Raw genomic sequence first — 12,848 nt, forward strand, 5'->3', positions numbered from 1 at the left:
GATGTGCCGGGCAGAATGCCGGCGAGTCGGAGGTGAGCGTGCAGCAGATCGGAACTGTCTGGGCAAGTTTGGACAGGCGTAAACAAATCATCGTTGCCGGTGCAGTAGTGCTGGTGTTTCTTGGGGTTCTAACGATGTCGCGACTGGTAGGCGCGCCGTCGATGACCTTGCTTTATGCCGGGCTGGAAAGTGGCGCAGCTGGCGATATCGTGCGGTCGCTGGACCAGCGTGGCGTGCCATATGAGATTCGCGGCGGCTCGATCTACGTACCGGGTTCGCAGCTTGACGAGCTGCGTATGACCCTGGCCAGTGAAGGGCTGCCTGCGAACGGAAATAGGGGATATGAGCTGCTGGATTCGCTGAGCGGCTTTGGCACGACGTCCCAGATGTTCGACGCTGCGTACTGGCGCGCGAAAGAGGGGGAACTGGCACGTACCATTGTCGGTGGCCCGCACATCAGTCAGGCACGGGTTCATATCGCGAACGGATCCTCGAATCCGTTCCAACGCAGCGTTGCCCCGACGGCATCGGTCTATCTGGTATCCTCAGGGGCCGACATTACTTCGGATCAGGCCAAGGCAATCCGCTTTCTTGTGTCGTCCGCTGTCAGTGGCTTGGCGCCGGAAAACGTCGCCGTGATCGACTCGAATGGTGCGGTCATTGGTGCGCAAGACAATCCTGTAGCGGGCGATACGGCCGACGACAAAGCCCAACAGCTGCGCGAGCGTGTTCTGCGCCTGGTTGAAGCCCGCGTGGGGACCGGCAACGCAGTGGTCGAAGTCAGCGTGGACACCGTCACCAAAACCGAGTCGATCCGTGAGCGTCGATTTGACCCTAATGGCCGTGTCGCAATCAGTACCGATGTCGAAGAAAGATCAGATAGTGCCCGTAACCAATCTGCAGATGTGACCGTTGCATCGAACTTGCCGGATGGGGACGGGGCCGGTGGCGATGAATCGAATTCGAACGCAACCCAAACGCGCGAGCGGGTGAATTATGAGGTTTCGGAAACCGAGCTGGAGGTCCACAACGCGCCTGGAGCCATCAAACGTTTGACGGTTGCCGTTCTGGTAAACGGTACAACATCGTCAGACGCAAATGGCGTCGAGAGCTTTGTGCCGATGCCGGAAGTCGAGATGGACGCACTGAAAGAGCTTGTCGCTTCGGCTGTTGGCTTCGATGCCGAGCGTGGTGATGTCATTACACTGAAGTCCATGAATTTGCCCGTGGTTGAACCGCAGGGAACCGTGGCTTCGTACTCGATTTGGGGGAGTATCTATCTTGATGCGATGTCGTTGATCCAGATGATCATTCTGGCAGCGGTTTCGCTGATCCTTGCCCTGGTTGTCATTCGACCCATTCTGATGAAACCGGCCACCGTGCCTGCCTTGTTGCCGGCAGGTTCCGCGACAGAACCCGAAGCGTACCTGACCGGAGAGATCGCGACCGATGAAGTTGACCAATACCAGTCGCTGCCTGGACAAGCCCCGGTAGGTGGTGTTCCGACTCTCGCCAACGCGCCCGGCGCCGACCCTGTGGACCGGTTGCGAACGATGATCGGCGACAAGCAGGAAGAGACCGTGGAAATCCTGCGCAGCTGGCTTGAAGAAGGTGAGGAGCGTGCTTGATGTCGATAGCCCATCTTCTTGAAGATTTCACTCTGCAAACCGGTGGAGGAAAGCTCCACCTGTTGGATGAAGACGCGCTTGAAGAACAGCGGTTGGCCTCATTCGAACAAGGCTACAGCGCAGGTTGGGAAGACGCTCTGCAAGCGCAAGAGCAAAGCCGTAAGCAAGTCTCAGCCGAGCTGGCCAAGTCGTTGGAGGACATGTCCTTCACCTACCATGAAGCCGTGACGCGTATGACTTTGTCGCTGGAGCCCATGTTCAACAGCCTTGTGAACGCGGTTCTGCCCGACACGCTAGATCGCGGGTTCGCCGCGCGGTTGGTTGAACAGCTCAGCGAGATGGCACAGGAACAGATCGGACAACCGATGCAAGTGTTTGTTCCCAAGGGGCGCGCGGTTGAGGTTCAGAAGTTGATCCCACCCAACCTGTCAACGGCGGTGAAGGTGATCGAAGATCCCTCGCTCGAAGCCGGACAGGCAAGGCTGCAGGTCGGCGTGACTCAGCGTGAAGTTGATACTGATGGGCTGCTGGCATCGGTCGCCGGGGCGTTCGACGCGTATGTATTTGAGGCAAAAGAGGCAATGAGCAATGAGTGATCCCCAAACCCCAAAACCAGAGAAAGCCAATCCGTTCGAGTCTGTTCCGATCGAAGTCACCGTATCCGTGGGGCGCGCCCGACCTTTGATCCGCGACCTGTTGAACATGGGTGAGAATGCGGTGCTGACGCTGGATAAACGTATCGAGGACCCGGTCGACCTCTATGTCGGCGACCAGCTTGTCGCACGGGGTCTTCTGGAAGAGTTGGAAGGGGATCAGCCGGGCCAGCTGGCTGTACGCCTGACCGAGATTGCTGACCTGCAGAACGGGATCGGCTGATGCGCGTATTGCCGTGGCTTATCGTTGCGCTGATAGGGATGACTCCGTCCTTTGCCATGGCGCAGGAGCTATCTTTGTCGCTGGAGGATGGGGGCTCGATCTCGGCTCGGACGGTCCAGTTGATCCTGTTGATCGCCGTTCTCAGCCTGGCACCCGGATTGGCCATCATGATCACCTGCTTCCCGTTTCTGATCACGGTACTGGCAATTCTGCGGCAAGGGATCGGGTTGCAACAATCGCCCCCCAACATGCTGATCGTCAGCCTGGCTTTGTTTCTGACCTATTTCATAATGGAGCCCGTCTTTACCGAAGCCTGGACCACTGGCATCCGTCCCATGGTCAATGAAACGATGGAGGTTGAGCCTGCTTTGGAACGGGCGTTGCAGCCATTTCGCGCCTTCATGGCCGCAAGGCTGGACCCCGATACATTTCACGCAATGGCTGCGCTTCGACCAGAAGGCAATACAGTCGATGTGTCACTGGATGCTCCGCTGTCGATCCTGATGCCATCTTTCATGCTGTCCGAGATCGCACGCGCTTTTCAGATCGGCTTTTTCATCTTTCTGCCGTTCCTGATCATCGACCTTGTCGTTGCGGCGGTGCTGATGTCGATGGGTATGATGATGGTACCGCCGGCCACGGTATCACTTCCGTTCAAGCTGGCGTTTTTTGTAATTGCGGACGGATGGTCGTCGATCGCTAGCGCCTTGGTCCGAAGTTACATGGCTTGACAGATCAGTGCCGTGTAATCGTCAATCGGGCGCGCAACCCCTGATCTCCGGCCTCAAACCGCAGCGCGCCGCCATGCTGTTCCGCGACCGTCGCGGCAATGGTCAGACCCAGGCCGAACCCGTCTGACGACCCTGTATTGGTTCCACGCTGGAAAGGGGCCATCAGAGCTTCGATATCCTGAACCGACAGATCGGTCCCCTTGTCCTCGACCGTGATCGTGGCAGAATGCGCGTCGGTTTCAAGCTGGACCTCGGCATGGCGGCCGTATTTCAGCGCGTTGTCGATTAGGTTGGTCAAGGCGCGTTTCAGCGAAATCGGTCTGGCGGTGACCAGCATGCGCCGCGCTTCCTGCAAGGTGCCGTGCCCGCGCCGGGACATGAAAACGGATGGCGCACCTTCAACCGCAACAGGATCAATGTTCTGCAAGGTCACGGGGCGATCCATATCCTGATAGTCGTCGACAACCGACTCGACCAGGGATGTCAGTGAAATTTGACGAGGCTCTTCGACACTCAGTTCGGAGCGCGTGTATGTCAGGACACTTTCGATCATGCCTGTCATCTGATCCACATCCGCTTCGAGCTTTTCACGCAGTTCGTCATCCGCGATGAGCGCAGCGCGCAATCGGACTCGGGTTGCAGGAGTTCCCAGATCATGGCTGACGCCCGAAAGGACAGTGGCACGTTGTTCCAACTGAGCGCGCTCGGCATCGAGATGGGCGTTGACGGCAGACACGATGTCCCGCAGCTCGGTCGGGCCATCTGCGTCGTAACTATCGGGTCCCCCGCGCCTCCGACGGTCGCGCAGGGCGTGGGCAAATCGCGTGAACGTATCAGACACGTTACCGACCGAGGTCAGGATCACCGCCAGCGCTACGATTCCCAGCAATATCGCGGGCAGGCGTAGATCGGCCGGGGCCGCGCCGCACCCCCAGATACCGGTTCCGTCCACGCGGTACCATGGCCCACGCCCAAACTGCGCGATCAGGATCGGCTCGCTGCAATAGGTGGCCAGCAATCGTGTCAGGTTACCCATCTTCTCGGGCCCTGTCTGATCGCTACGCGAGACGATATCTGACACCGGATAGACTAGACGATCGGACAGGATTGCCAGCGTCAATTCACGCCCGTTGAGCGGCGCGGAACTGTCTGTCAGGATCGAAAGGTTGGTTAGGAACCGACGGCCCGAAGACCCAGGAAATTGTTGGAACTCTCCCTTATCGGCCAGGACGGCATCCGCCGGTGACAAGGGCGTAATGGACAGCGGGGCTGCTGGGGCCATTCCGGTGCGCAGGTCTTCGTAAACCGTAAACCCCGCGACGAAGGATTGCGTCAGGAACTGATTCCAGGCGCGGGCCGAAGCAAACCACAGGCTGGCCGATACCAGCCCTGTTGCGAAGGCTGAGATCACCCAAAACCAGCCTAAATTGCGTAGGCGCAGTGTCATTCCTCTTGCACCGACACGTCGGCGGCAAAAACATAGCCGACGCCGCGTTCGGTGCGCAGCATCTGCGGGTCCTTCGGGTTGACTTCGATCTTTGACCGCAGCCGCCCCACCAGCATGTCGATGGCGCGGCCCTGCGCCTCGGGCTTGTCTGTGCCGCCGGTGACATCCAGCGCGGCGACGATCTCATCCCTTGTCAGGGGGATATGCGGATTGGCCAGCAAAACCTTGAGCAACGCCGTCTCACGTTGTGACAGCGCCACCAAATAGCCCTCGGGCGAATGCACCTCATCGCGTTTGCCATCATAGAGCCAGCCGTCAAAGCGGAAGCTGTGGATGCGGCGGCGGTAGGCCAGTGACGATGACCGCCGCGCCCGTTGCATCACCGCCCGCACGCGGGCCAGCAGAAGCTGAGGGTTGAAGGGTTTGGCGATATAGTCATCGGCCCCGACTTCATACCCCGCCATGCGCTGATGGTCGGCTGAGAGGGCCGAGACCAGAATGATCGGCACATCCTGTTCGGCGCGCAGGCGGGCGCAGATCTCGACGCCGTTTTCATCACCCAGCATCACGTCCAGCAGGATCAGGTCGATGCGGCCGGTGTTCAGGTGGCTGCGGATTTCATTTTCAGAACTGGCGGGCAGGGCGATGAACCCGTTCTGCTGCAGGAACTGGGTCATCATCGCCCGCATCTCGGGGTCGTCATCCACCACCAAAAGTCGCGGGATACTCACGCGGTTTGTCCTCCCAGTCACTGTTCCTCCGATATCGTCAATTGTAACGAACGGAAACAGATTCAATGTCAACGTAACACGCGGTAACAGAAGCGATGAAAAATTGGGCTGATGCACCGGTTTGGCGCGGATTCCAAGTTGCCAGACGGCCCGTGCGCCCCAGTATGGCCGACATCGCTGCTGCGGCAGTCACTTCGTTCTCTAGGGAGGAGACAAGAAATGAAACGTTTTGCATTTGCCACCGTATCGACGCTGGCTGTTGTGGCCGGATCGTCGGTGTTGGCGGGCCCCCAGGCAGAAGTTCTGCATTGGTGGACATCGGGGGGCGAGGCCAAGTCGGTTGCCGTCCTGCAAGAGGAATTCGCAGCCAATGGTGGCAGCTGGACCGATATGCCCGTGGCCGGTGGCGGCGGTGATGCTGCGATGACCGCGCTGCGCGCCCGCGTTCTGTCGGGCAACGCGCCGACGGCCGTTCAGTTGAAAGGCCCGGCCATTCAGGAATGGTATGAAGAAGGGGTGCTGGCCGATATCTCGTCCGTGGCCGAGGCCGAAGGCTGGGCCGATGTTCTGCCAGCCTCAATTGCGGGCCATATGAAATGCGAGGGCACGTGGTGCGCCGCGCCTGTGAACGTACACCGCGTTGACTGGATCTGGGCCAATGCCGACGTTCTGGCCGCAAATGGCATCGAGATGCCGACCACGTGGGACGAATTCAACGCTGCCGCGGATAAGCTGCAAGCCGCAGGTGTGATCCCGCTGGCCCATGGTGGTCAGGCATGGCAGGACGCGACCGTTTTTGAAACCGTGGTACTGGGCATTGGCGGTCCCGAGTTCTTCCAGAAAGCGCTGGTTGATCTGGACCCTGAGGCGCTGACCTCGGACACGATGGTGCAGGTGTTCGACCAGATGCGCACAATGCGCGGCTACGTGGACGAGAACTTCTCGGGCCGCGACTGGAACCTGGCCACCGCGATGGTCATGAACGGTGAGGCGGCGTTCCAGATCATGGGTGATTGGGCCAAGGGCGAGTTCCTGGCGGCGGGCAAAAAACCCGGCGAGGATTTCCTGTGCGCCTCGACCCCCGGAGACGGCTATCTGTACAATGTCGACAGCTTTGCAATGTTCGATGTGGACGGAGATGACAAGAAAGCCGGTCAGGACCTGCTGGCCAAGCTGATCGTCGCACCGAACTTCCAGAAAGTGTTCAACCTGAACAAAGGCTCGATCCCGGCACGGACCGACGTGGCACTGGATGACTTTGACATCTGCGCCAACTTGTCGGCCGAAGATATGGGTTCGACCTCGGACGCAGGCTCGCTGCTGCCGTCTTATGCCCACGGCATGGCGCTGCGCGGGTCGCAGTCTGGTGCGATCACGGATGTTGTGACCGCGCATTTCAACTCGGATATGTCGTCGGCTGACGCGGTTCAGCAATTGGCGGCAGCAGTGGCTAACAGCTACTGATCCAAATCGCTCTGCCCCCTATACTGACGGGGCAGAGCATCTTTCCCCGGAGGAAATCATGTCCGAATGGCTGGAAAACCACCTGCCCAAGGTGGTGCTGGCACCGTCGTTCATTGCCGTATTGATCTTTGTCTACGGCTTTATCGGATGGACGGCCTGGGTGTCACTGACACGATCGAAACTGTTGCCGAAATACGAGATCAAGGGATTCATCCAGTATGAACGCCTGTTTGACTCGCCCCGCTGGGATACGGCGATCAACAACTTGTATATCTTTGGCGCGCTTTTCATCATCATTGCGATGGTGCTTGGCCTGCTTCTGGCTATTCTGCTGGATCAGAAGATCCGGGTCGAAGGGGCCATCCGAACGATCTATCTGTACCCGATGGCGCTGTCGATGATCGTGACCGGTACGGCGTGGAAATGGATTTTGAACCCGGGCCTAGGCATCGAATCCATGGTGCAGGGCTGGGGCTTCACGAATTTCGAGTTCGACTGGCTGGTGAACCCGGACTACGCGATCTACACCATCGTGATGGCCGCGATCTGGCAAAGCTCGGGCTTCGTCATGGCGCTGTTCCTCGCTGGCCTGCGTTCGGTGGATGGTGAGATCATCAAGGCAGCCCAAGTCGATGGTATCCCAACATGGCGCATCTACACGGCGATTATCATCCCGTCGATGGCTCCGATCTTCCTGTCGGCCTTCATCGTGCTGGCCCACCTTGCGATTAAAAGCTTTGACCTTGTCATCGCCCTCACAGGCGGCGGACCGGGTTACGCGACCGATCTGCCGGCCACATACATGTACGCCATGGCGTTTTCGCGCGGCGATATTGGTCAGGCGGCTTCCTCCGCGATGATCATGATGCTGGTCGTCTTTGCTATCGTCGTTCCCTATCTTTACTCAGAGCTGAGGGCGAAAAATGACTGATCTGTCGATGCCCCAATCCCAAACCGAACCCCGTAGCCAAAGTGCCGTTGGCAAGATTGCCCTGCGTTGGTTGCTGTACGTGCTGCTGGGCCTGTTTGCGCTGTATTACCTGATGCCGCTGTTCGTGATGTTGACCACATCGCTGAAAAGCCTTGAGGAAATCCGCACTGGCAGCCTGATTTCCTTGCCGCGCGAGGTCAGTTTTGACGCCTGGAAAACCGCATGGTCCGGTGCCTGTACCGGTATTCAGTGCGAAGGCCTGCGGCCATATTTCTGGAACTCGGTTCTGATCGCGGTGCCTGCGGTGGCGATATCGACCCTACTGGGTGCGCTGAACGGCTATGTCGTTGCACAGTGGCGGTTCAAAGGCGCGAACATCATCTTTTCGCTGATGCTGTTTGGCTGCTTTATTCCGTTTCAGGTGGTTTTGCTGCCGATGGCGCGCCTGTTGGGCATGATGGGGATCGCCGGCACCATCCCGGGCCTGATCTTTGTCCATGTGATCTACGGGCTGGGTTTCACCACGCTGTTTTTCCGCAACTACTATGTCACCATCCCGTCCGAGCTGACCAAGGCCGCGCGCGTCGATGGGGCCGGGTTCCTGCGGATTTTCTGGTCGATCTTCTTGCCGCTGTCGCTGCCGATCATCGTTGTGACCGTGATCTGGCAGTTCACGCAGATTTGGAACGATTTCCTGTTTGGCGTGTCGTTCAGCCAGGCGGGCACGCAACCCGTGACCGTGGCACTGAATAACATCGTAAACTCCACCACCGGCGTCAAAGAATACAACGTCGACATGGCCGCCGCGATCATCGCGGGGCTGCCGACGCTGCTCGTCTATGTCGTTGCCGGTAAGTATTTCATCCGCGGCCTGACCGCCGGTTCTGTGAAGGGATAAGACCCATGGCACCCATCCTTGATATCAACAAACTCTACAAAAATTACGGTGCGACCGAGATTCTGAAGGACATCAACATCTCGATCGAGCCGGGCGATTTCCTGGTGCTGGTTGGCCCCTCGGGCTGCGGCAAGTCCACCCTGCTGAACTGCATTGCGGGGTTGGAGGAGATCACTGGCGGCACCCTGTCCATTGGTGGCAAGGACATGACCCATGTCAGCCCCAAGGACCGCGACATCGCGATGGTGTTCCAGTCCTACGCTTTGTATCCGACCATGACCGTGGCCAAGAACATCACCTTTGGCATGAAAGTGCGCGGGGTCGATCAGGCGACGCAGGATGCCAAGCTGAAAGAGGTCGCACAGCTGTTGCAGATCGAACCACTGCTGAACCGCCGCCCAAGCCAGTTGTCAGGTGGACAGCGTCAGCGTGTGGCCATGGGTCGGGCGCTGGTGCGCGATCCCAAGCTGTTCTTGTTCGACGAACCGCTATCCAACCTCGACGCCAAGCTGCGGGTCGAGATGCGGACCGAGATCAAGAAACTGCACCAGACGCTGGATGCGTCGATCGTTTATGTCACCCACGACCAGATTGAGGCGATGACGCTGGCGACCAAGATCGTCGTGTTGAAAGGTGGGGTGGTGCAGCAGATCGGCACCCCGGCCGAGATCTACAACAACCCGGCCAATCTGTTTGTGGCGGATTTCATGGGCTCACCCGCGATGAACCTGATCCCGGCACAGGCGCGCAAGAATGGTTCGGGCACCCAGATCGCCATCGCGCGTGAGGGTGGCGACCTGCTGTTGACGGATTCGCGTGATCTGGCCCTTCCGCAGGACGTGATCCTGGGTCTGCGTCCCGAGGACATCGCTGAGGCCGGGTTCCGCGCAGGTGACGGTGTGCAAGAGGCTGAATGTCTTGTCGATATGGTCGAACCTGCAGGGGCCGACACCTATGTGGTCTCGGAGCTGGGCGGCAAGCAGGTCACGGCGCGTCTGCACGCGGAAACCAGCGCGCAGGCGGGGAAACCTCTGAACCTCGCCTTCGACATGAGCAAAGTGTCGTATTTCGCCAAAGAAACCGGCGAGCGCTTGAACTAAGGGCGTTCAAGCCCCAACAAAAAAGCGCCGCGCGATGAGGGTCGCGCGGCGCTTTTGTCATGTGAACCCGATCAGCTCAGCTTGTTCTGCTTCATGTCCTTGATCAGACGGTTCAGATCGCCTCCGCGCGCGTCCAGCAGCGCGCCAACTTCGGTGCGCTCGGTCAGCAGCATGTTCACCCCTTCGATGAACATGTTGAAAAACCGGTCACGGCCCGATTTGTCCGACACCAGGAACGTCACCTCGAACGGGGACGAGCCCTGAAGTTTAACCGAGGTGCGCACCTCATACCCCGCTTTGATCTTGCGGGCGTTGCGCACGGTGACCTGACCGCCGATGAATTCACGGAAGCGGCGGCCATATTTGTTCGAGATATAGCCCTGAAAGGCGTCGGTGAATTGTCGCAGCTGCGCCGGGCTGGCAGATCGGCCATCAGCACCCAACACGTAACGTGCCATAATTGGTACGTCGGCATATTGCGCAAAAATCTTCTCGAAATCGCGGATCATCGACTTTTCGGACTTGCCCGAGGCGATCACGCGGTTGATATCGTCCACCACACTTACCACCAGCGCCTTGGCGCTGGCTTCGGTCTGGGCGTAGGCGGGCAGGGCGGTCATCAAAACACCGGCCAGGCCAGTGGCGACAAATCCGCGTCGATTCAGATGGTTATTCAGCATAGGGGTCCTCGTAGGGGTCTAGGTAGGGGTCCCTGACAGGGTCGGTTCCGATGTCTGCGTAGGGGTCGTCATATAGGCCCAGATAGGCGTTTTCATCGTCTCGCGCCAGTTCAAACCGGCGGTTTTGCAGGTAGATGGTCTGTGACTGCGCATAACTGTCGGCGCTTTCATACAGGATCGAGTCGACCGTATCCGAGAACCGACCCCGATCCCCGGCGCGCCGCACAACCTCGGCATAGACGCCGATATTGTCGATCGGGCGCACAGGCGAAAAGTTGATCGGGTTCGAGAAAAGATTGACCACAACACCAATTGCGTCGCGCTGGGTCGATGGGCCGTATAGTGGCAGTTCCACATAAGCGCCTTCTCCGACACCCCAGACATGCAGTGTCTCGCCAAAGTCGGTGTCAACCGGCGGCAGGTTCAACTCGTCCGCAGGTTTGGATAAGCCTGCCCCGCCAACGGTAGTATTGATTGCAAAGCGTAGCAGGGCATTGCCCGACTGTTTCAGATTTCCCTGCAACAGATAGTCCAGCGCCTGCCCCGGCATGGTCAGGTTTTCCGCGAAATTGCTGAAACTGGTCACAACCGGATCGGGGAAGATCTTCACATAGCCTTTCGAGGCGGGACGGAACAGAAACCGGTCAACGCCCAGATTGAACTTATGAATACCCCGATTATTTCTTTCGTAAGGGTCAAACACCTCACCCGGAGGGGTGCCTTCCGGCGGGCGTGTAGCGCAGGCGCCGAGAGTAGCCACTAGGGACAGGAGGATAAGGGGCCTCAAGCGGATTTTGCTTAGCACGGTCTTTGCCACTCCAACACGTCAGGAACGAATGCGCCTGAACGTTCAATCAATACTGCCTTTGGCCGTTTCTAACGGCGCAATTCAATGTCACATAGGTGTTTCACAAATCTATTGAAACAGCCAGCGTGTAACCCGGTTAAGAGGTCAAGGTAAAGTGACACGAGTTCAACACTAAAGAATAAGAGAAGTCATGCTTACAGCACCATTGACGCTTAATTCGGCGGTTTGGTGCTTTTCGAACCGGTCTTTCCCGGTTAGCGTCCGACCGACTCGAATTAAGGTGAGGACCATCACATGAGCATTGCAGCAAAACTGGACAGCATGGGCGTTACACTGCCCGACGCGCCGGCACCGGCGGCCAACTATGTGCCTTTCGTGCGCGTTGGTAACATCGTCTATGTTTCGGGGCAGATTTCGAACGATGGTTCGATGATCATCGGCAAGCTGGGCGATGACATGGAGGTCGAAGCTGGTGCAGCAGCCGCCAAAGTGTGTGCGATCAACCTGCTGGCGCAAGTCAAAGCGGCATGTGGCGGTGATATCGACAAGCTGGTGCGGGTGATCAAACTGACAGGGTTCGTGAACTCGACCCCTGATTTCACAGCACAGCCACAGGTCATCAACGGCGCGTCGGACTTTCTGGTCGAAGCGCTGGGTGAGGCTGGTCGCCATTCGCGCTCGGCTGTCAGTGCTGCGGCGCTGCCTTTGGGCGTGGCTGTTGAGATCGAAGGTATTTTCGAGGTCGCATGACACCCGCCTTGCCTGACGTGTTCCTGCAGTCTCCGATCGCGCATCGGGCATTGCACGACCTCTCGGACAACCGCCCGGAAAACAGCCGGGCGGCCATTCGCGCGGCTGTCGAGGCCGGATATGGTATCGAGATTGATCTGCAACGCACCAGCGACAACCGGGCGATGGTGTTTCACGACTATGACATGACCCGTCTGACGGGCCGTTCTGGCCCGATTCAGCAAATCTCGGCGGCCGAGGCGCAAACGACGCAGCTTTTGCATGCCGCAGACGGTATCCCGACGTTGGACGAGGTGCTTGAGATCGTGGCCGGGCAAGTGCCTCTGCTGATCGAATTGAAAGATCAGGATGGCGCGATGGGCACTGATGTTGGCCCTCTGGAGCAAGACACCGTGCGTGCTTTGCAGGGCTATGACGGGGCCTTGGCGCTGATGTCATTCAATCCAAATTCCGTCGCCGAACTGGCACGAATTGCCCCCCATCTACCGCGTGGCATCACAACCTGTTCGTATCAGCCCAAGGTCGAACATCTGCCACAAGCAGTCTGCGACCATTTGCGTGGCATTCCCGATTTCGAACGGGTCAGCGCCAGTTTTATAAGTCATGAGGCTGCAGACCTGGCGCGTCCCCGTGTGGCCGAGTTGAAGTTGCAGGGTGTGCCGATCCTGTGTTGGACCATCCGCTCGCCCGAACAAGAGGCAGAGGCCCGCAAGGTTGCCGATAATGTGACCTTCGAGGGGTATTTGGCCGCCCACTCGGGTTGAACCCCACCCCATCCGTCACAGATAAAGACAAGACGCGGAG

14 protein-coding genes are annotated in these 12,848 nt (G+C 58.5%); 10 read left to right on the forward strand and 4 right to left on the reverse strand.

Going from position 1 to position 12,848, the window contains the following annotated elements; all coding sequences use genetic code 11:
- Positions 1-38: 38 nt before the first annotated feature.
- Genes fliF through fliP form a run of 4 tightly spaced genes read left to right on the forward strand, consistent with a single transcriptional unit; the run spans position 39 to position 3,235 of the window.
- On the forward strand, positions 39-1,628 hold the full coding sequence (fliF, locus tag ABWV79_RS14610) for a flagellar basal-body MS-ring/collar protein FliF (protein ID WP_353392767.1): 1,590 nt from the start codon (positions 39-41) through the stop codon (positions 1,626-1,628).
- Positions 1,628-2,224 carry a FliH/SctL family protein gene (locus ABWV79_RS14615; RefSeq protein ID WP_353392768.1) on the forward strand — a complete coding sequence of 199 codons (597 nt, stop codon included), beginning with the start codon at positions 1,628-1,630 and terminating at the stop codon, positions 2,222-2,224. Before fliF ends, ABWV79_RS14615 begins: the two co-directional genes overlap by 1 nt.
- Positions 2,217-2,504, forward strand: coding sequence for a FliM/FliN family flagellar motor switch protein (locus tag ABWV79_RS14620; protein WP_170355916.1), 288 nt, complete (start codon positions 2,217-2,219; stop codon positions 2,502-2,504). The genes ABWV79_RS14615 and ABWV79_RS14620 overlap by 8 nt, the downstream gene beginning before the upstream one ends.
- The gene (gene fliP / locus ABWV79_RS14625) at positions 2,504-3,235 is read left to right on the forward strand and encodes a flagellar type III secretion system pore protein FliP (RefSeq protein WP_353392769.1); all 732 of its coding nucleotides are present in this window, start codon (positions 2,504-2,506) and stop codon (positions 3,233-3,235) included. The genes ABWV79_RS14620 and fliP overlap by 1 nt, the downstream gene beginning before the upstream one ends.
- 4 nt (positions 3,236-3,239) lie before the next feature.
- Here the strand turns inward: fliP and ABWV79_RS14630 are convergent, their stop codons facing one another.
- Entirely contained in the window at positions 3,240-4,682 is a 1,443-nt protein-coding gene (locus ABWV79_RS14630; protein WP_353392770.1) for a sensor histidine kinase, read from the reverse strand.
- Positions 4,679-5,413, reverse strand: a complete 735-nt coding sequence (locus tag ABWV79_RS14635; protein ID WP_170755211.1) for a response regulator transcription factor — start codon at positions 5,411-5,413, stop codon at positions 4,679-4,681. Before ABWV79_RS14635 ends, ABWV79_RS14630 begins: the two co-directional genes overlap by 4 nt.
- Positions 5,414-5,632: 219 nt before the next feature.
- Here ABWV79_RS14635 and ABWV79_RS14640 point away from each other — a divergent pair, with 219 nt between their 5' ends.
- Genes ABWV79_RS14640 through ABWV79_RS14655 form a run of 4 tightly spaced genes read left to right on the forward strand, consistent with a single transcriptional unit; the run spans position 5,633 to position 9,806 of the window.
- Positions 5,633-6,877: an ABC transporter substrate-binding protein gene (locus ABWV79_RS14640; protein WP_170355923.1), complete on the forward strand. Its 1,245-nt coding sequence runs from the start codon at positions 5,633-5,635 to the stop codon at positions 6,875-6,877.
- Positions 6,878-6,935: 58 nt separating this feature from the next.
- A complete protein-coding gene (locus ABWV79_RS14645) occupies positions 6,936-7,808 on the forward strand; it encodes a carbohydrate ABC transporter permease (protein ID WP_170355925.1) in 873 nt (290 codons plus the stop codon).
- Positions 7,801-8,706, forward strand: a complete 906-nt coding sequence (locus ABWV79_RS14650) for a carbohydrate ABC transporter permease (RefSeq protein ID WP_170355927.1) — start codon at positions 7,801-7,803, stop codon at positions 8,704-8,706. Before ABWV79_RS14645 ends, ABWV79_RS14650 begins: the two co-directional genes overlap by 8 nt.
- Before the next feature lie 5 nt (positions 8,707-8,711).
- Positions 8,712-9,806 carry an ABC transporter ATP-binding protein gene (locus ABWV79_RS14655; protein WP_170355929.1) on the forward strand — a complete coding sequence of 365 codons (1,095 nt, stop codon included), beginning with the start codon at positions 8,712-8,714 and terminating at the stop codon, positions 9,804-9,806.
- A 71-nt stretch (positions 9,807-9,877) separates the two neighbouring features.
- Here ABWV79_RS14655 and ABWV79_RS14660 read toward each other — a convergent pair whose 3' ends face one another.
- Both ABWV79_RS14660 and ABWV79_RS14665 read right to left on the reverse strand, forming a co-directional pair.
- Positions 9,878-10,486, reverse strand: coding sequence for an MlaC/ttg2D family ABC transporter substrate-binding protein (locus tag ABWV79_RS14660; protein WP_353392773.1), 609 nt, complete (start codon positions 10,484-10,486; stop codon positions 9,878-9,880).
- Positions 10,476-11,273, reverse strand: a complete 798-nt coding sequence (locus tag ABWV79_RS14665; protein ID WP_353392774.1) for an MlaA family lipoprotein — start codon at positions 11,271-11,273, stop codon at positions 10,476-10,478. Before ABWV79_RS14665 ends, ABWV79_RS14660 begins: the two co-directional genes overlap by 11 nt.
- A gap of 315 nt (positions 11,274-11,588) precedes the next feature.
- On the opposite strand from ABWV79_RS14665, the gene ABWV79_RS14670 reads away from it, so the two are divergent.
- A complete protein-coding gene (locus ABWV79_RS14670) occupies positions 11,589-12,044 on the forward strand; it encodes a RidA family protein (protein WP_170355934.1) in 456 nt (151 codons plus the stop codon).
- Positions 12,041-12,808, forward strand: a complete 768-nt coding sequence (locus tag ABWV79_RS14675) for a glycerophosphodiester phosphodiesterase family protein (protein ID WP_353392775.1) — start codon at positions 12,041-12,043, stop codon at positions 12,806-12,808. Before ABWV79_RS14670 ends, ABWV79_RS14675 begins: the two co-directional genes overlap by 4 nt.
- Positions 12,809-12,848: the final 40 nt, after the last annotated feature.

This window comes from Ruegeria sp. HU-ET01832, from assembly GCF_040371315.1.
Classification (GTDB): Bacteria; Pseudomonadota; Alphaproteobacteria; order Rhodobacterales; family Rhodobacteraceae; genus Ruegeria; species Ruegeria lacuscaerulensis_A.